Source organism: Bifidobacterium sp. KRGSERBCFTRI (genome assembly GCF_025908335.1).
The window spans coordinates 1,718,211-1,735,596 of the sequence record NZ_CP109653.1 but is presented as its reverse complement, the minus strand read 5'-3'; the positions used below and the strand labels follow the sequence as shown (position 1 = coordinate 1,735,596).

The following is a 17,386-nucleotide window of genomic DNA, read 5'->3' as shown; positions in this document are numbered from 1 at the left end:
TGGGTCTCAGTGTTCTTCTTGGGGTGAAGTGGTGGTGTACTCGTTGCCTTCGTACTTGCTCTTGTACAGGGCGAATTCGGGTAGTCGGACACGATCCTCCGGAGTGAGCGACTTCAGGAAGTCGGCTTCGTAATCGTCCAACGCGGTCGGGTAATCGCCATTGAAGTAGGCCACGCACAGGCCGCCATACGGTGCGTCCGCACCCAGACCGATGGATTCGACCAAACCGTCGAGGGAAAGGAACGCCAGGGAATCGGCGCCGATGTATTCGCGGATCTCCTCAACGGACTTCTTCGCGGCGATGAGCTCTTTGGTGGTGGAGATATCGATGCCGTAGAAGCACGGGTATTTCAGCGGCGGCGAGCTGATACGCATATGCACTTCGGCCGCGCCGGCCTCCTTGAGCAGCTGCACGATGCGCTTGGACGTGGTGCCACGCACGATGGAATCGTCGATGACGATCACACGCTTGCCCTTGACCACGCCACGAACGGCGGACAGCTTCATGCGCACGCCCTGCTCGCGCAGTTCCTGCGTCGGCTGGATGAAGGTTCGCGCCACATACTGGTTCTTGATCAGACCCATTTCGTTGGGCAGGCCGGCCTCTTCCGCATAGCCGGAGGCTGCGGACAATGAGGAATTCGGCACGCCGATCACCATATCGGCGTCGACCGGCGACTCCTGCGCCAGACGTGCGCCCATACGCTTGCGGGCGGAATGCACGTTCACGCCGTAGATATCGGAATCCGGGCGGGCGAAGTAGATGAATTCCATCGAGCAGATGGCCAGCTGCGTCTGATTCGTGTACTGCACGATCTTATAGCCGTGGTCGTCCACCACCACGATCTCACCCGGACGGATGTTACGTACCAATTCAGCGCCGACGACGTCGAGCGCGCAGGTTTCGGAAGCGAGCACATACGCGCCGTTCTTCATCTTGCCAAGGGAGAGCGGACGGAAACCGTTCGGATCGAGTGCGCCGATCATGGCGTTCTCGGTCATAATCAGATAGGCGAAACCGCCATGCACGATGTTCAGCGCTTCCTTGAGCTTGTCCATAAACGTGCGTTGCGTGGAGCGGCGGATGAGGTGCATCAGCACTTCAGTGTCGGAATTGGAATGGAAGATCGCACCCTCATCTTCCAGCTTGCGGCGCAGGGACAGGCAATTCGTGAGATTGCCGTTATGACACAGCGCCATATCGCCGTCATGGAAACGGAAGATGAACGGCTGGATGTTGTCGGTGCCGCCGGAGCCGGCAGTGGCATAGCGCACATGGCCGATCGCCCTGTCGCCTTTGAGTCGTTTGATTTCACGCTCGTCGCTGAATACCTGGGTCAGCAGACCCGTTCCGCGATGACCGATGAGATGACCGTTATCGTTGGAGACAATGCCGGCACCCTCCTGACCACGATGCTGCAGCGCGTGCAGACCGAAGTAAGTGAGTCGGGCGGCGTCCGAGTGGCCCCAAACGCCGAAAATACCGCATTCCTCGTGGATGTCTTCGAGTTCAGCTGACAAGCCAAAGCTCCTTCCAAAACCATGGAGACAAGGGGTTCGCTACCGTCCAACAGTATCAATGGGCGGCTACAAGAGTCGGGTTTTGTCCAGTTCTCAGACGGTATATGGAACCGGACATGCAATCGAACAGCCGTTCGAAAAAGCTGTTATGATGGAAGACGTTGAAAACGCGAATCACGGTCGTCGGGGTGCGGGAAGTCCCCCGTATGAGCCATTGCATGGAAGGAGCATCATGGCCGGACGGATATACGTGGCAATCGACCTCAAATCCTTCTATGCGTCCTCGGAATGCGTGGAACATGGATTCCCTCCGCTATCCACACACTTGGTGGTGGCGGACCAGGAGAGGACCGACAAAACCATCTGCCTTGCGATCTCGCCGTCGTTGAAGGCATACGGTCTGCCCGGACGCGCCCGCCTATTCGAAGTCAAAGCGAAACTGAAGGAAATCAACGCGGTCCGTCGCGCCGCGGCTCCAGGCGGTGTGCTGACGGGGAAATCGTATGATGCGAAGGCGCTCGCGGCCAATCCGAATCTGGCCGCTGACGTGTTCATCGCCAAACCGCGCATGTCTCATTACTTGGCGATGAGTGCGAAAATCTACGGTATTTATCTGAAATACGTTTCGGCTGAGGATATCCACGTCTATTCGGTGGACGAGGTGTTCATGGACGTCACCGGCTATCTGCGCGCCTATGGCAAAGGGGTGGAGGAGATGACCCGTGACATCATCCGTGATATCCACACCCAGACCGGCATCACCGCCACCGCGGGCATCGGCACGAACATGTATCTGGCCAAAGTGGCTATGGATATCGTGGCCAAACACATCCAGGCGGGGGAGGACGGCATTCGCATCGCCCGGCTTGACGAGATGTCGTACCGGAAATTGTTGTGGAATCACCGGCCGCTTACCGATTTCTGGCGTGTGGGGCGTGGGTATGCAAGGAAGCTCGAAGCGCACGGACTGGCGACCATGGGGGATATCGCGCGCTGCTCCATCGGGCGTGCCGACGAATACTACAACGAAGATCTACTGTACAAGATGTTCGGTGTGAACGCCGAACTGCTCATCGACCATGCGTGGGGTTGGGAACCGTGCACCATCGCGGACATCAAAGCGTACAAGCCGGCGGGGCACAGCTTGAGTTCCGGACAAGTGCTGACGGGACCGGTGGGTTTTGATGCCGCCCGGCTTATCGTGCGTGAAATGGCGGATACGCTGTCTCTGGATTTGGTGGCGAAGGGCGTGAAAGCCGGCAGAGTGGGATTGATGGTCGGCTACGACACGGCAAGTCTTGATCCGAAACGGCTTGGCAAGGATGTTTCCGCTGATTTGAAGGCGATTGCCGAACATGCCGCGGCAACATACGACGGCCCTGTTTCGATCGACAGGTATGGCCGCCGCGTACCCAAGCCGGCCACCGGGTCGATCGCATTGCCGGAGCCGACGTCGGCTACGTCGCGTATTTGCGACGCGGTCGATAAGCTTTTCCTTTCGATTGTCGACAGGCGTTTGCTGGTCCGTCGGGTGAATGTGGTCGCCGCCGATGTACTGACCGACGAGCAACTTGAGGAACGGCGGCAGGCGGCCGCGTCCGAATATACGCAGCCTGATTTGTTCGCCACGATGGAAGCGCCGGTGGATTCCGCTTCCGCTGATGCGGCCGAATGCGAGGCTATGCGTTCCGCCGCCGATGGTGGTTCCAAGGATTCGCCGCAAGGGGACGCCGAACTGCATATGCAGCAAACGCTTCTGGACATCAAACGCAAATTCGGCAGAAATTCCATCATCAAGGCCATGGATATGTTCGATGACGCCACAGGCCAGCAGCGCAACAAGCAGATAGGAGGTCATGCGGCATGAGCCTTACGGAAACCCATCGCTACGACGACATCATCGATCTGCCGCATCACCAATCGCAGACGCATGCCCATATGAGCATGCATAACCGTGCCGCCCAATTCATGCCTTTCGCCGCCCTGACCGGTTACGACGACATCATCAGACAAACCGCGCAATCCAGCGATGATGCGGTGGAACGCGCCAACAGGCCCGTCGATCTCGCCGAGGGTTACCTTTCCGCCTGAAGCGGCTGCTATGACGAATGTCGCGGATTGCTGTATATGAAAGGGTGGGTTCGGAATCATGAGATTTCGAACCCACCCTTGATTATGTGAGCGTGAAAAGAGTCTTGATGCTCAGGCGGTGAAGTACTCCACGCCGGCTGCGAACAGCGGCTGATCCTTCTCGCCGGGCACGTTCACGAACGTGCCGTTGCTGTAGCGCTCGGAGTGGCCCATCTTGCCGAACACGCGGCCGTCCGGGCTGGTGATGCCTTCGATGGCCAGCAGCGAACCGTTCGGGTTCACGTCCAGATCCATGCCCGGCACACCGTTCTCGTCCACGTACTGCGTGGCGATCTGGCCATTGGCCTTGAGCTGGGCGAGCACGTCGTCGGAAGCCACGAAACGGCCTTCGCCATGGGAGATGGCGATGGTGTGCATGTCGCCCACCTCGGTCTTCGCAAGCCACGGGGAGAGGTTCGATGCCACGCGGGTGCGCACCAGACGGCTCTGGTGGCGGCCGATGGTGTTGAACGTCAGCGTCGGGCATTCGGCGGTCATCGGCACGATGTCGCCGTACGGCACCAGGCCAAGCTTGATAAGCGCCTGGAAACCGTTGCAGATGCCGAGCATCAGGCCATCACGGTTGTTCAGCAGGTCGCGCACGGCCTCGGTCACGGCCGGAGCGCGGAAGAACGCGGTGATGAACTTGGCGGAGCCGTCCGGTTCGTCGCCGCCGGAGAAGCCGCCAGGAATCATGATGATCTGGCTCTTCTTGATCTCCTCGACCAAAGCGGCGGTGGACTCGGCCACGGCAGCCGGAGTGAGGTTGTTCACGATAAGCGTGCTCACGTCGGCGCCCGCGCGTTCGAAGGCGGCTGCGGAATCGTATTCACAATTGTTGCCTGGGAACACAGGGATGATCACGTGCGGCTTGGCCACACCGGTGCCGGTGTACACGGTCTTCTTCGGAGCGTCGAAGGACACGGTTTCAACGGTCTTGCCCTTCTCGTCGCCATTGGAACGGTACGGGAACACGGATTCGATGCCGCCCTCCCACGCGTCCTGCAGTTCGGCCAGATCCAGCGTCTCACCGGCTGCCGCGAACTGGTAGGCCTCGGTGGTCTCGCCGACCTCACTGACCTCAACCAGGTTGGATACGGCCGGAACCTTCGCGTTGTCGGCAAGTTCGATGATGAAGGAACCATAGGCCGGGGCGAACAGGTCGTCCACGCTGATGCCATCGGCCAGCTTCACGCCGATCTGGTTGCCGACCGTCATCTTGAAGATAGCCTCGGCGGTGGCACCGTAGCCAGGCGTGGACACGGCCAGCGCATCGCCGAAATCGGTGAGCTCCTCGACCGCGGAGAACACCTCCAGCAGCGCGTCCTTATCCGGCGTGAGACCATCGGCGTTATAGCGCGGGGCGATGCGGACCACACGGTGACCGGCACCCTTGAACTCCGGGGATGTGGCGCGCTTCATATTGCCCACGGCTACAGCGAAGGAGATCAGGGTCGGCGGAACGTCAAGCTGTTCGAAGGTGCCGGACATGGAATCCTTGCCGCCGATTGCGCCAGCGCCCAGATCCACCTGGGCCATCAAAGCACCCAGCACGGCGGCCATCGGCTTGCCCCAGCGTTCCGGCTCGTCGCGCAGCTTCTCGAAGTACTCCTGGAAGCTCAGGTATGCCTTCTCATGCTCAAAACCGGCAGCGACCAGCTTCGAGAGCGACTCGACCACGGACAGGTAGGCGCCCGTGAACTGGTTCTGCTCCATGATGTACGGGTTGAAGCCCCAAGCCATCGCGGAGGCGGTGGTGGTCTCGCCAAACACCGGCAGCTTGGCCACCATGGCCATGTTCGGGGTCAGCTGCTTACGCCCGCCGAACGGCATGAGCACGGTGCCTGCGCCGATGGTGGAGTCGAAGCGTTCGGAAAGTCCCTTGTTGGAGGCCACGTTCAGATCGGTGAGCATGGTGTGCATGCGTTCGGCGAGCGTGCCGGTCTTCCACGGGGTGGCGTAGCCGTGCTGCGCCTCGACATGCACCACCTGATGCTTCGGAGCGCCATTGGAGGCGAGGAACTCGCGGGACAGATCCACGATCGTGTCGCCGTTCCACACCATCGTCATGCGCGGCTCTTCGGTCACGGTCGCGATGACCTCGGCCTCGAGGTTCTCCTCCTTGGCGTAGCCCAGGAACTCGTCCACATCTTCGGCGGCCACGTCCACGGCCATGCGTTCCTGCGATTCGGAGATCGCCAGTTCGGTGCCGTCAAGACCCTCGTACTTCTTGGACACCTTGTTGAGGTCCACATACAGGCCGTCGGCAAGCTCGCCGACCGCCACGGACACGCCGCCCGCGCCGAAATCGTTGCAACGCTTGATCAGACGGCACGCGTCACCACGGCGGAACAGACGCTGCAGCTTGCGCTCGACCGGCGCGTTGCCTTTCTGCACTTCGGCACCGTCAAGCTCCAGCGATTCGACGTTATGCGCCTTGGAAGCGCCGGTGGCGCCACCGATGCCGTCACGACCGGTACGGCCGCCGAGCAGGATGACCTTGTCTCCCGGAGCCGGGGTCTCGCGGCGCACATGATCGGCCGGAGTCGCGGCCACGACCGCGCCGACCTCCATGCGCTTGGCCACATAGCCCGGATGGTAGATCTCATCCACCTGGCCGGTGGCCAGACCGATCTGGTTGCCGTAGGAGGAGTAGCCAGCCGCGGCGGTGGTGACGAGCTTACGCTGGGGGAGCTTGCCCTCAAGCGTTTCGGAAACCGGCACGGTCGGATCGGCGGCACCGGTCACACGCATCGCCTGATACACGTAGGAACGGCCCGACAGGGGGTCGCGGATGCAGCCACCGATGCAGGTGGCCGCGCCACCGAACGGTTCGATCTCGGTCGGGTGGTTGTGCGTCTCGTTCTTGAACAGGAACAGCCAATCCTCGTCGTGGCCGTTCACATCCACCTTCACCTTGACGGTGCAGGCGTTGATTTCCTCGGATTCGTCGAGGTTCTTCAGAATGCCGTTCTTCTTGAGCCACTTCGCGCCGATCGTGCCCATATCCATCAGGCATACCGGCTTGGCGTCGCGGCCCAGCTCGTGACGCATCTCAAGATACTTGTCGAACGCGGCCTTGACGGTGGCATCGTCGATCGAAACCTCGTCGAGCTGCGTGCCGAACGTGGTGTGACGGCAATGGTCGGACCAATACGTGTCGATCACCTTGATCTCGGTGATCGTCGGGTCGCGCTGCTCCTCGGTGAAATGCTCGCGGCAGAACTGCAGGTCGGCCAGATCCATGGCGAGACCACGGTCTTCGATGAACTGCTCAAGCTCGGCGTCGCTCATAGAACGGAAGCCGTTGATGACCTCCACCTTGCCTGGCACCGGCACCTGGGCCTTCAGCGTGGTCTTGACATCCAGAGAGGCTTCACGGGCTTCCACCGGATTGATCACGTAATGCTTGATGGCCTCGACGTCGGCTTCGGAAAGCTCGCCTTCCAGCGCATACACCTTGGCGGAACGAACCGTCGGACGCTCGCCTTGGGAGATCAGCTGGATGCACTCGCTGGCGGAATCCGCGCGCTGGTCGAACTGGCCGGGCAGATACTCCACCGCGAACACGGTGTCGGAACCGAAATCAGGCAGGTCGGCGTAGACGTTGTCCACCTGCGGCTCGCTGAACACGGTCGGCGTGGCCTGGGCGAACAGCTCCTCGCTGATGCCTTCCACGTCGTACCGGTTGACGAGACGGACGTTCTTCAAAGCTCCGATGCCGAGAATGGTGTGCAACTCGTTGGCGAGCTGCTGGGCCGCGACGTCAAAGCCCGGCTTCTTTTCCACGTACACGCGAAAAACCATGGTCAACTCCTTGAAAAAGAGGGGTTATTGGATTTGGATTGACAAAAGAATGAAGGATTGCGATATAACAAGGAAGCCCGCATCCGGCTTTCGCTTCAGATGCGGGCTTGCAAACGCATTACTCTGCGACTTCGATGCCCTCGGACTTGGCGAGCTCGGCCAAGCGGCTTTCGATCTCCTCGTATGCCGGGATGATGTCGCCCAGGTCGCGGCGGAACAGGTCCTTATCAAGATGCTCCACCTTGCCGGAGTGGTCGCGCTGATCCCACAGGCGGCAGGAATCCGGGGTGATCTCGTCGGCGAGCAGCAGCGTGCCGTCGGAGGTGCGGCCCATCTCGATCTTGAAATCGACCAGCTTGACGTCGATCTTGGCGAAGATTTCGATCAGGGCTTCGTTGATGCGACGGGCGAGCGGCGCGATTTCGGCCAGATCCTCGCGGGTGCACACATCGAGCGCCACCAGATCGTCGTCGTTCACGAACGGGTCGTGCAGTTCGTCGTTCTTCAGGAAGTACTCCAGCACCGGTTCCTTGAGCTCGATGCCCTCTTCGACGCCCAGGCGGGAGCAGAAGTGGCCGGCCGCGGTGTTACGCAGCACGATCTCGAGCGGGAACATCGTGACCTTCTTGACCAGCTGGGAGGTCTCGCCCACGCGTGCCACCAGGTGGCTGTCGATGCCGCGCTTCTTGAGCAGATCGAAGATCAGCGTGGTGATGAGGTTGTTCAGCCTGCCCTTGCCGGCGAAGTCTTCCTTCTTTTCGCCGTCACCTGCGGTAGCGGAGTTCTTGTATTCGACCCAGAGGACCTCCGGATCGTCAGTTGCGTACAGTTGCTTGGCCTTGCCCTCGTAGAGCTTTTCCAACTTCTCCATTACTCGCCTTTCCTGGTGTTTGGGAGGTAGATAGTTTGGTGAACTTGACAGTTAACAAGATACCAACGGGAGGCTACAATCGCGCGACTTTTGGGCGCGTTCCGGCAGCCTCGTCTCAGCATCCGGCGATAGCCGTCAAACGATTGCGATGTCGAGCGATTCGGCCACGTTCCCGGCTTTGGCGCGCGCGTCCGCCTCGTCGCCGCCGACGGCCAGCGCGACCGCCATGCGTCGGTGCCCATGCACTTCCGGCTTCGCGAAGACACGCAGGTCGGTACCCGGTTCGGCGAGCGCGGCGGCGACGTTGCGGAATTCCGCTTCGCCATCGCCTTGGACGACGATCGCATGGCTTGCCGCGACGGTGCCTTCCGGAATCGACAGGGCGACATGTTCCTGTGTGATCGGCAGGCCGAGGATCGCGCGCGCGTGCAATGCGAATTCGCTCAACCGCTGGGAAGCCATGGTGACCATGCCGGTATCGTGCGGACGAGGGGAGACCTCGTTGAACAGCACGTTTCCGTCGGTCAGCACGAACAGTTCGACGCCGAACACGCCCCAGCCTTTTTCGCCGGAAGCCTGGGCCTTCGCCACCAGACCTTCCACGGCGGTTCGTGCGATGTGCTGCGCCTGTTCGAGCACGTCCGGCGTGAAGGTGGCCGGCTGCCAGGATTCGCGGTAGTCGCCGCTTTCCTGACGCTGTCCGATCGGAGCGCAGGTCACGATGCCGGCGCTGGAGCTGACGGTCAGTACGGTCAGCTCGTAGTCGAGCGGGGCGAGCGCCTCCACGATCACGCGTGACACGTCGCCTTCGTCGTGTGCGCGGCGGCCTTCCTGCGCTTCCGTCCATGCGGCGTCGATCGCATCCGCGGAACGTACCACGGACTGTCCGTGGCCGGAGGAGCTCATGATCGGCTTGACCACGCATGGATAGCCGACGATTTGCGCGCCCTCACGTAGTTCTTCCAGAGAGCCGGCGAAACGGTACGGGGTGGTCGGCAGTCCCAGTTCCTCGTGTGCGAGCACGCGCAGGCGCTCGCGATCCATGCAGATCGCCGCGATTTCGGCGCTTGGCACCACCTGCGCGCCACGTGCTGCGGCGGCCGCGAGTTCGGAGGTGGCGATCGCCTCGACTTCCGGCACGATGATGTCCGGCTGGATTTCGTCGAACAGCGCGCGCAGCTGGTCCGCGTTGGCCATGTCGAGCACGCGGTATTCGTGCGCCACCTGTTGTGCCGGCGCGCCGGCGTAGGAATCGGCCGCGCACACCCATGCGCCGAGTCTCATCAGTTCGATGGTGACTTCCTTGCCCAGCTCGCCGGAGCCAAGGAACAGAACACGGGTCGGATGCTTGCCAAGCGGAGTGCCGAGGGCACGATTCTCTTCAGTCATGACTTCTATTGTGCCATCGGCGTAGGATGGAACGCATGTCCGAGAATGAAAAGAATGAAACGCAGCGCCCCCTGACCATTGCCATGGTGGTCGACACGTCGGGGAATCGGGGCAATGGCACCTCGAATTCGGCGTTGCAGTGGGCGCAGGAGCTGGAGCGCCAGGGGCATCATGTCCGTTTGGTGGGCATCGGCGCGCCCGAATATCCCGCGCGCGTCAATCATGTGCCGTTGGTCAGCTGGGTGGCGAAGAAGCAGCAGATGCAGTTCGCCGAGCCGAGCGACACGCTGTTTCGCAAGGCGTTCGATGGTGTGGACGTGGTGCATATCTACACGCCGTTCCGTTTCGGCCAGCATGCCTGCAAGGTCGCCAAACAGATGGGCATCGCCGTTACGGCCGGCTACCACGTGCAGCCGGAGAACGTCACGTATTCCGCGGGGCCTTTGAAATATGTGCCCGGCATCGACTCGTTCATCTACTGGCTGTTCGACATATGGCTGTACCGCAAGATCGACCATGTGCATGTGCCGACCGAATTGGGTGCGAGCCTGCTGCGCTCGCATGGATACAAGTCGAAGCTGCATGTCATCTCCAACGGCTACGAATCGCGGTTCACGCCGAAGCGGCAGCGCAAGGCGGACGAGCCGTCGCCGGTGCCGTTCCGTATCGTCGCGTCGGGACGACTGACCAATGAGAAGAACCATGTCGCGTTGATCCGGGCGATCGCCCGCTGCCGTCACGCGCAGGACATCGAATTGGTGATCGCCGGCACCGGGCCGCTTAAGAAGAGGTTGCAGCGTATGGCCGGACGGCTGTTGTCTCGTCCGGCTTCGATCGGATTCCACCGGAATGCCGACATGCCGGCGTTGCTGCGTTCCGGCGATCTGCTGGTGCATCCGTCGATCGCCGATCTCGAATCGGTGAGTGTCATCGAAGGCATGGCCGCCGGTCTGGTGCCGGTGATCGCCTCGTCGTCGCTGAGCGCGGCCGGCCAGTTCGCGCTGCTGGACGAATCGTTGTTCCCCGTGGACGATGTGGACGCGCTGGCCCGTCGTATCGACTGGTGGATCGACCATCCGGCGCAGCTCGCCAAGTGGGGCGGCACCTACGCCGAACATACGAAAACCAATTATTCGGTGGAATCGTCCGTACGTAAGTTCGTCGCGATGGAACGTGAGGCGATCGCCGATAACCGTCGCTGAATGGCGCCTGCCGCAATCGCAATACAATCGTTATACATAAGCGGAAAGCCGGGAGCGATTTCCCGGCTTTCCTTGTTTTGCGGACTGTCTTTTACAGCAGTGCGACCAGCTCGTCCACCTGCTCGTCGGTCGTGGCCCAGCTGGTGCAGATGCGCATCACGGTATGCGCGTCGTCCGCCTTTTCCGTGAAGCCGAGACGGACGTCGCGTTGCAGACGTTCGGAGGTCTCGTTGTCGAGCGTGACGAAGATCTGGTTGGTCGGCGCATCGAAAGTCAGCGTGTAGCCACGTTCCACCAGCACCTTGCGGATACGGTCCGCGGCATCGTTGGCGTGGCGGGCGATGCGCAGGTACAGGCCGTCGGTGAACAACGTGTCGAACTGCAGTCCCAGCAGCCATCCCTTGGCCAGTAGCGCGCCATGCTGCTTGACGATCGTCACGAAATGCTTTGGCATGTTGCCGTGCGTGAACACCACGGCCTCGCCGAACATCGCGCCCACCTTGGTGCCGCCGATATAGAACACGTCGGCGAGACGCGCGATGTCCTCGATCGTCACGTCGTTGCCGGTGGCGGTCAGCGCGTAGCCGAGACGCGCGCCGTCGATGAACAACGGCATGTCGTACTTCGTGCAGACCTTGCGGATCGCCTCGAGTTCGGCCAGCGTGTACAGCGTGCCGTATTCGGTGGCCTGCGAAATGTACACGCAGCCGGGGAACACCATATGCGTGTAGTTGCCGTCCGCGTAGAACGTGGCGCAGTATTCGTCGAGTTCATCCGCGTTGATTTTGCCGTCATGGTGGGGGAGCGTGAGCACCTTGTGGCCGGTGAATTCGATAGCGCCCGCCTCATGCACGTTCACATGTCCGGTGGTGGCCGCCACCACGCCCGCATACGGCGGGGTGATGGCGTCGATGACGACCTGGTTGGTCTGAGTGCCGCCGACGAGGAAGAAGATTTCGGCGTCCGGGCATGCGCAGGCCTCGCGGATTTTGGCTTTGGCGCTTTCGCAGACGTCGTCGGTGCCGTAGCCGGGATACTGGTTGGGCGCGGTTTCGGCGAGACGGGCGATGATTTCCGGCGTCGCGGCGCAGGAGTAGTCGTTTTCGAAAGACAGCATGGTCGTTCCTTTTGTTGTGGGTTGCTTGCGATCGGGAAAGTCTGGTTCCGCGCGTTCGGCCTCCGCGGATAGCAAAAAACCTCGGAATTTCTTCCGAGGTTTCACCGGGGTGGCTAACGCGGCTCGAACGCGCGACCTTCTGAACCACAATCAGATGCTCTACCAACTGAGCTATAGCCACCATGTTCTCACTTCCATGCGGAAGCGCAACGAATGGATACTATACACGATTTTTTGGATGCGCGCGCGTCGGCGTGTTGCGCTTTCGGCTGCCATGTGATGTGCATTATGTGAACGGAATGTTACGCACTTGATGGATGGGTGCCTAATTTGTAGGCAATTCCAACGGAAGATGTCACGACGGGGTCGGCAGAAAGCCGGTCCCGTTTTGTTTTCCTCGGAAATGACTTCCATGGAAACGTGATTGAGAAAAGAGGAAACGATAATGCAGAAGATCAAGGCGTTTGGTGATTGGCTCACCAAATGGTTCACCGTGATCGTGATCGTATGGGCCGTGTTCAACTACTTCGTGCCGCAAACCAGCCTGTGGGGCAAGTCCTACACCGGATACTTCCTGGGCATCGTGCTGTTCGGCATGGGCCTGACGCTGACGCTCGACGATTTCAAACGTATCCTCACCCAGCCGCTGATGGTCGTCGTCGGCACGGTGGCCCACTTCGTGATCATGCCGTTGGTGGCCGTGCTGCTGTGCTGGATCTTCCGTCTCGACGGCCCGCTTGCCGTGGGTGTGATTCTGGTCGGCTGCTGCCCGTCCGGCACCTCATCCAACGTGATGAGCTATCTGAGCCGTGGCGACGTGGCGCTCGACGTGTCCATCGGCATCCTGTCCACGCTGTGCGCGCCGTTCATGATTCCTCTGCTGATGCAGTGGCTCGCCTCCCAGTATGTGACCGTGCCGGTCGAGTCCCTGTTCCTCAACGCGGTCAAGGTGGTGCTGTTCCCGATCGCGCTCGGTGTGATCTGCCACGCCATCTTCAAGGAGAAGATCGAGAAGGTCACGGTGGCGCTGCCGATCGTGTCCCAGGTCGCCATCCTGCTCATCATCGGCGTCGTGGTCGCAGCCAATGGTCCGAAGCTGTTCGTGGCATCCTCGCTGCTTGCCATCCCGGTGGTCATCCTGCACAACCTGTGCGGTTACGCGCTGGGCTTCGGTTTCTCCAAGCTCATGTACAAGGTGTATCCGAAGGGCTTCCGCTACGCGCAGCAGAAGGCCATCACCTTCGAGGTCGGAATGCAGGATTCCGCTTTGGGCGCCACGTTGGCCTTGAGCTCCTTCGCGTCCAACCCGCTTGCCGCCGTGCCGTCCACCTTCTTCAGCGTATGGCACAACATCTCCGGTTCGGTGCTGTCCAGCTGGTGGCGCGAGCACGATGACAAGCATCAGATCCACCCGGATTCCGACAATGGCGAGAAGGGTTCCGCGGCCAAGGCTTCGGAAGCCGGGGACGCCGTCAAGGATGAGTCCGAGGAAACGGTCAACGCCTGAATGTGATTCGTGGCATCGGCCAGGCAGCCTCTGAACCGTACAGAACGGTTCAGAGGCTGTTCTGTTTTGACCTGTTTTTCCATGGCGATGTTAGATTGTGTTGCTTTGCGCTGAAGTTCGGTTAAGTATTGAAAATATTGGGATTTAGGGGTGTTTTGCCCCGTGTCATATGTTCGTTTGCGGTATACTAAAGGTGAAGGCCGGAGTTGCGGATCGGTCGAGAATTCGTCAGGTCGCAATGAAGCGCCGATGGCCGTGAGGCCCATGCGCAACGCCTTCAAGATATAACTGAAGAACAACCGAATATAGCGATTCGAGATGGCGGCATAGGCAGTACGGCGAGGACGCCGGGCCGCATGGGGTTATGAAAAGACTCAGAGGTTTGAAGCGATGCGCGCAAGGTGGCGCGTGGGAGAGTGGCTCCGATGCCAGGATGGCGTCGGAGCCACTCTTCGTATAACGGCCGTTGCTGTCGCGACACGATTATCCAGCATTGTCCGGCAGACCTGTATACTGGTAATTCGTGTGTGCCAACGGCATGCCTTATGTAACAGGCGTGCGGGTTGGGATATCCCGGAACTCGATTGCATCACGCGCAGCAATGCGGCGGTGAGAGAGGGACGGGCCATCGGGCCGGTGGACTGTGGCTATCTTTACGATTCAGTGTCGTGGAGTGTGGGTGCAGTGCGGCGGTCACGCGAAACCAAGAGAAACCACTGAATCGGAGAATTCAAGTTGCCTACTATTGAACAGCTCGTCCGTAAGGGACGTCAGGCAAAGCCGAAGAAGTCCAAGACTTTGGCACTGAAGGGAAGCCCGCTGCGTCGTGGCGTGTGCACCCGTGTTTACACCACCACCCCGAAGAAGCCGAACTCGGCACTGCGTAAGGTCGCCCGTGTGCGCCTGAGCTCCGGTGTGGAAGTCACCGCATACATCCCGGGCGAAGGCCACAACCTGCAGGAGCACTCCATCGTGCTCGTTCGCGGCGGCCGTGTCAAGGATCTGCCGGGTGTTCGTTACCACATCGTTCGTGGCGCCCTCGATACCCAGGGTGTGAAGGATCGCAAGCAGGGTCGTTCCCTGTACGGAGCAAAGAAGGCGAAGTAAGAGATATGTCACGTAAAGGACCTTCCAAGAAGCATCAGCTGCTGCCGGATCCGATCTACGGTTCCACCGTTGTGGCACAGCTCATCAACAAGATTCTGCTTGACGGCAAGAAGTCGATCGCCGAGGACATCGTCTACAGCGCTCTCGACATGGTCAAGGAGAAGACCGACCAGGAGCCGGTCGCCGTTCTCAAGCGCGCTCTGGACAACATCCGTCCGTCCCTCGAGGTTCGCTCCCGCCGTGTCGGTGGCGCTACCTACCAGGTCCCGGTCGAAGTGAAGCCGGGCCGCGCCAACACGCTGTCCCTGCGCTGGCTCACCGACTTCTCCCGCGCCCGTCGCGAGAAGACCATGGCTGAGCGTCTGGCCAACGAAATCCTCGATGCCTCCAACGGCCTCGGTGCTTCTGTCAAGCGCCGCGAGGATACTCATAAGATGGCAGAGGCCAACAAGGCCTTCGCTCATTACCGCTGGTAATTAGTCGAGAACGAGAGTTAAGGAACAATCATGGCACTAGACGTGCTCAATGATCTCAACCAGATCCGTAACATCGGCATCATGGCTCACATCGATGCCGGTAAGACCACTACCACCGAGCGTATTCTGTTCTACACCGGTAAGAACTACAAGATCGGCGAGACCCACGATGGCGCCTCGACGATGGACTTCATGGCTCAGGAGCAGGAGCGCGGCATCACCATTCAGTCCGCTGCTACCACCTGCTTCTGGAACCGTCAGACCCATGACGAGAAGCAGAAGTTCCAGATCAACATCATCGATACCCCTGGCCACGTGGACTTCACGGCCGAGGTGGAGCGCTCCCTGCGTGTGCTCGATGGTGCTGTCGCCGTGTTCGATGGCAAGGAAGGCGTGGAGCCGCAGTCCGAGACCGTGTGGCGTCAGGCTGACAAGTACGGCGTTCCGCGTATCTGCTTCATCAACAAGATGGATAAGCTCGGCGCTGACTTCTACTACTCCGTCGACACCATCAAGACCAAGCTGGGCGCGACCCCGCTGGTCGTCCAGCTGCCGATCGGCGCTGAGAACGACTTCGCCGGCGTCGTCGACCTGATCCGCATGAAGGCCTACGTCTGGAACGACGTTTCCGGCGATCTGGGTGCCCACTACGACACCACCGACATCCCGGCCGACCTGCAGGACAAGGCTGAGCAGTATCGTTCCGAGCTGCTCGACCAGGTCGCCGAGTCCGACGAGGAGCTGCTCGAGAAGTACCTCGAGTCCGGCGAACTGACCGAGGACGAGATCCGCGCCGGCATCCGCAAGCTCACCATCAACCGTGAGGCCTACCCGGTGCTCTGCGGCTCCGCCTTCAAGGACAAGGGTGTGCAGCCGATGCTGGACGCCGTCGTCGACTACCTGCCGAGCCCGGAGGACGTTCCGTCCATCGTCGGCTTCGACCCGCAGGACGAGTCCATCGAGATCGACCGCAAGCCGACCACCGATGATCCGTTCTCCGCACTGGTCTTCAAGATCTCCACCCACCCGTTCTACGGCAAGCTCGTGTTCGTGCGCGTGTACTCCGGTTCCGTCAAGCCGGGCGACACCGTCCTCGACTCCACCAAGGAGAAGAAGGAACGCGTCGGCAAGATCTTCCAGATGCACGCCGACAAGGAGAACCCGGTGGATGCCGCCGAAGCCGGCAACATCTACACCTTCGTGGGTCTGAAGAACGTCACCACCGGTGATACCCTGTGCGACGAGAAGTCCCCGATTTCCCTCGAATCCATGACCTTCCCGGATCCTGTGATCGAGGTGGCCGTGGAGCCGAAGACCAAGGCCGACCAGGAGAAGATGAGCATCGCTCTGGCGAAGCTGTCCGACGAGGATCCGACCTTCCAGGTGAAGACCGACGAAGAGTCCGGCCAGACCCTGATCTCCGGCATGGGCGAGCTGCAGCTCGACATCATCGTCGACCGTATGCGTCGTGAATTCAAGGTGGAGTGCAACGTCGGTAACCCGCAGGTTGCATACCGCGAGACGATCCGCAAGGCCGTCATGAACCAGGAATACACGCACAAGAAGCAGACCGGTGGTTCCGGCCAGTTCGCAAAGGTCCTGATGAACTTCGAGCCGCTCGACACCGAGAACGGCGAGACCTACGAGTTCGTCAACGAAGTCACCGGCGGCCACATCACCAAGGAATTCATTCCTTCCATCGATGCTGGCGTGCAGGAAGCCATGGAATCCGGCATCCTCGCCGGCTTCCCGGTGGTTGGCGTCAAGGCTACCGTCACCGACGGCCAGGTCCACGACGTCGATTCCTCCGAAATGGCCTTCAAGATCGCAGGTTCCATGTGCTTCAAGGAAGCTGCCCCGAAGGCCAAGCCGGTCATCCTCGAGCCGATCATGGCCGTGGAAGTGCGTACTCCGGAAGAGTACATGGGCGATGTGATGGGCGACATCAACGCACGTCGTGGTTCCATCCAGTCCATGACCGACTCCACCGGTGTCAAGGTCATCGATGCCAAGGTCCCGCTGTCCGAGATGTTCGGCTACATCGGCGATCTTCGCTCCAAGACCCAGGGCCGCGCAATGTTCACCATGCAGATGGACTCCTACGCTGAGGTTCCGAAGAACGTCTCCGAGGAGATCATCAAGGCCCAGCGCGGCGAGTGACACGCGCTGCCACTGAAGTGGAAACTGTCTCCAGTCAGCGCTAGTATTTTGTAGCGCTGACTGGGTTCGGGCTCCAAAGTGGCACAAACCCGTCAAACC

12 protein-coding genes and 1 tRNA gene are annotated in these 17,386 nt (G+C 60.5%); 7 read left to right on the top strand and 6 right to left on the bottom strand.

Annotated features, from left to right (window positions below; genetic code table 11):
• Positions 1 to 6: 6 nt before the first annotated feature.
• On the bottom strand, positions 7 to 1,521 hold the full coding sequence (gene purF, locus OGI63_RS07395; protein WP_011742969.1) for an amidophosphoribosyltransferase: 1,515 nt from the start codon (positions 1,519 to 1,521) through the stop codon (positions 7 to 9).
• Between the two features lie 232 nt (positions 1,522 to 1,753).
• On the opposite strand from purF, the gene OGI63_RS07390 reads away from it, so the two are divergent.
• Both OGI63_RS07390 and OGI63_RS07385 read left to right on the top strand, forming a co-directional pair.
• Entirely contained in the window at positions 1,754 to 3,388 is a 1,635-nt protein-coding gene (locus OGI63_RS07390; RefSeq protein ID WP_011742970.1) for a DNA methylase, read from the top strand.
• On the top strand, positions 3,385 to 3,612 hold the full coding sequence (locus tag OGI63_RS07385; protein ID WP_003808583.1) for a hypothetical protein: 228 nt from the start codon (positions 3,385 to 3,387) through the stop codon (positions 3,610 to 3,612). The genes OGI63_RS07390 and OGI63_RS07385 overlap by 4 nt, the downstream gene beginning before the upstream one ends.
• Positions 3,613 to 3,723: 111 nt before the next feature.
• On the opposite strand, the gene OGI63_RS07380 is transcribed toward OGI63_RS07385, so the two are convergent.
• From OGI63_RS07380 to purT, 3 genes are all read right to left on the bottom strand, one after another.
• The gene (locus OGI63_RS07380) at positions 3,724 to 7,458 is read right to left on the bottom strand and encodes a phosphoribosylformylglycinamidine synthase (RefSeq protein WP_011742971.1); all 3,735 of its coding nucleotides are present in this window, start codon (positions 7,456 to 7,458) and stop codon (positions 3,724 to 3,726) included.
• Positions 7,459 to 7,576: 118 nt separating this feature from the next.
• Complete coding sequence (gene purC, locus OGI63_RS07375) at positions 7,577 to 8,329, bottom strand: phosphoribosylaminoimidazolesuccinocarboxamide synthase (protein ID WP_011742972.1); 753 nt, start codon at positions 8,327 to 8,329, stop codon at positions 7,577 to 7,579.
• A 135-nt stretch (positions 8,330 to 8,464) separates the two neighbouring features.
• Positions 8,465 to 9,718: a formate-dependent phosphoribosylglycinamide formyltransferase gene (gene purT, locus OGI63_RS07370; RefSeq protein WP_011742973.1), complete on the bottom strand. Its 1,254-nt coding sequence runs from the start codon at positions 9,716 to 9,718 to the stop codon at positions 8,465 to 8,467.
• A gap of 26 nt (positions 9,719 to 9,744) precedes the next feature.
• Here purT and OGI63_RS07365 point away from each other — a divergent pair, with 26 nt between their 5' ends.
• On the top strand, positions 9,745 to 10,920 hold the full coding sequence (locus tag OGI63_RS07365; RefSeq protein ID WP_041777271.1) for a glycosyltransferase: 1,176 nt from the start codon (positions 9,745 to 9,747) through the stop codon (positions 10,918 to 10,920).
• Positions 10,921 to 11,011: 91 nt separating this feature from the next.
• On the opposite strand, the gene OGI63_RS07360 is transcribed toward OGI63_RS07365, so the two are convergent.
• On the bottom strand, positions 11,012 to 12,037 hold the full coding sequence (locus tag OGI63_RS07360; RefSeq protein WP_011742975.1) for a threonine aldolase family protein: 1,026 nt from the start codon (positions 12,035 to 12,037) through the stop codon (positions 11,012 to 11,014).
• A gap of 108 nt (positions 12,038 to 12,145) precedes the next feature.
• Positions 12,146 to 12,218: transfer RNA gene (locus OGI63_RS07355), tRNA-His, on the bottom strand.
• 264 nt (positions 12,219 to 12,482) lie between these two features.
• On the opposite strand from OGI63_RS07355, the gene OGI63_RS07350 reads away from it, so the two are divergent.
• From OGI63_RS07350 to fusA, 4 genes are all read left to right on the top strand, one after another.
• Positions 12,483 to 13,544, top strand: coding sequence for a bile acid:sodium symporter family protein (locus OGI63_RS07350; protein ID WP_011742976.1), 1,062 nt, complete (start codon positions 12,483 to 12,485; stop codon positions 13,542 to 13,544).
• 735 nt (positions 13,545 to 14,279) lie between these two features.
• A complete protein-coding gene (gene rpsL, locus OGI63_RS07345; protein ID WP_003808601.1) occupies positions 14,280 to 14,651 on the top strand; it encodes a 30S ribosomal protein S12 in 372 nt (123 codons plus the stop codon).
• A gap of 5 nt (positions 14,652 to 14,656) precedes the next feature.
• Positions 14,657 to 15,127 (top strand): 30S ribosomal protein S7, encoded by a 471-nt coding sequence (rpsG, locus tag OGI63_RS07340; RefSeq protein WP_003808603.1) that lies wholly within the window; start codon positions 14,657 to 14,659, stop codon positions 15,125 to 15,127.
• 30 nt (positions 15,128 to 15,157) lie between these two features.
• Positions 15,158 to 17,287, top strand: a complete 2,130-nt coding sequence (fusA, locus tag OGI63_RS07335; protein ID WP_003808605.1) for an elongation factor G — start codon at positions 15,158 to 15,160, stop codon at positions 17,285 to 17,287.
• Positions 17,288 to 17,386: the final 99 nt, after the last annotated feature.

Coding starts and splice junctions, on each gene's coding strand:
- OGI63_RS07390 (WP_011742970.1), top strand. CDS start 1,754: ATGGCCGGACGGATATACGTGGCAATCGACCTCAAATCCTTCTATGCG.
- OGI63_RS07385 (WP_003808583.1), top strand. CDS start 3,385: ATGAGCCTTACGGAAACCCATCGCTACGACGACATCATCGATCTGCCG.
- OGI63_RS07380 (WP_011742971.1), bottom strand. CDS start 7,458: ATGGTTTTTCGCGTGTACGTGGAAAAGAAGCCGGGCTTTGACGTCGCG.
- purC (WP_011742972.1), bottom strand. CDS start 8,329: ATGGAGAAGTTGGAAAAGCTCTACGAGGGCAAGGCCAAGCAACTGTAC.
- purT (WP_011742973.1), bottom strand. CDS start 9,718: ATGACTGAAGAGAATCGTGCCCTCGGCACTCCGCTTGGCAAGCATCCG.
- OGI63_RS07365 (WP_041777271.1), top strand. CDS start 9,745: ATGGAACGCATGTCCGAGAATGAAAAGAATGAAACGCAGCGCCCCCTG.
- OGI63_RS07360 (WP_011742975.1), bottom strand. CDS start 12,037: ATGCTGTCTTTCGAAAACGACTACTCCTGCGCCGCGACGCCGGAAATC.
- OGI63_RS07350 (WP_011742976.1), top strand. CDS start 12,483: ATGCAGAAGATCAAGGCGTTTGGTGATTGGCTCACCAAATGGTTCACC.
- rpsG (WP_003808603.1), top strand. CDS start 14,657: ATGTCACGTAAAGGACCTTCCAAGAAGCATCAGCTGCTGCCGGATCCG.
- fusA (WP_003808605.1), top strand. CDS start 15,158: ATGGCACTAGACGTGCTCAATGATCTCAACCAGATCCGTAACATCGGC.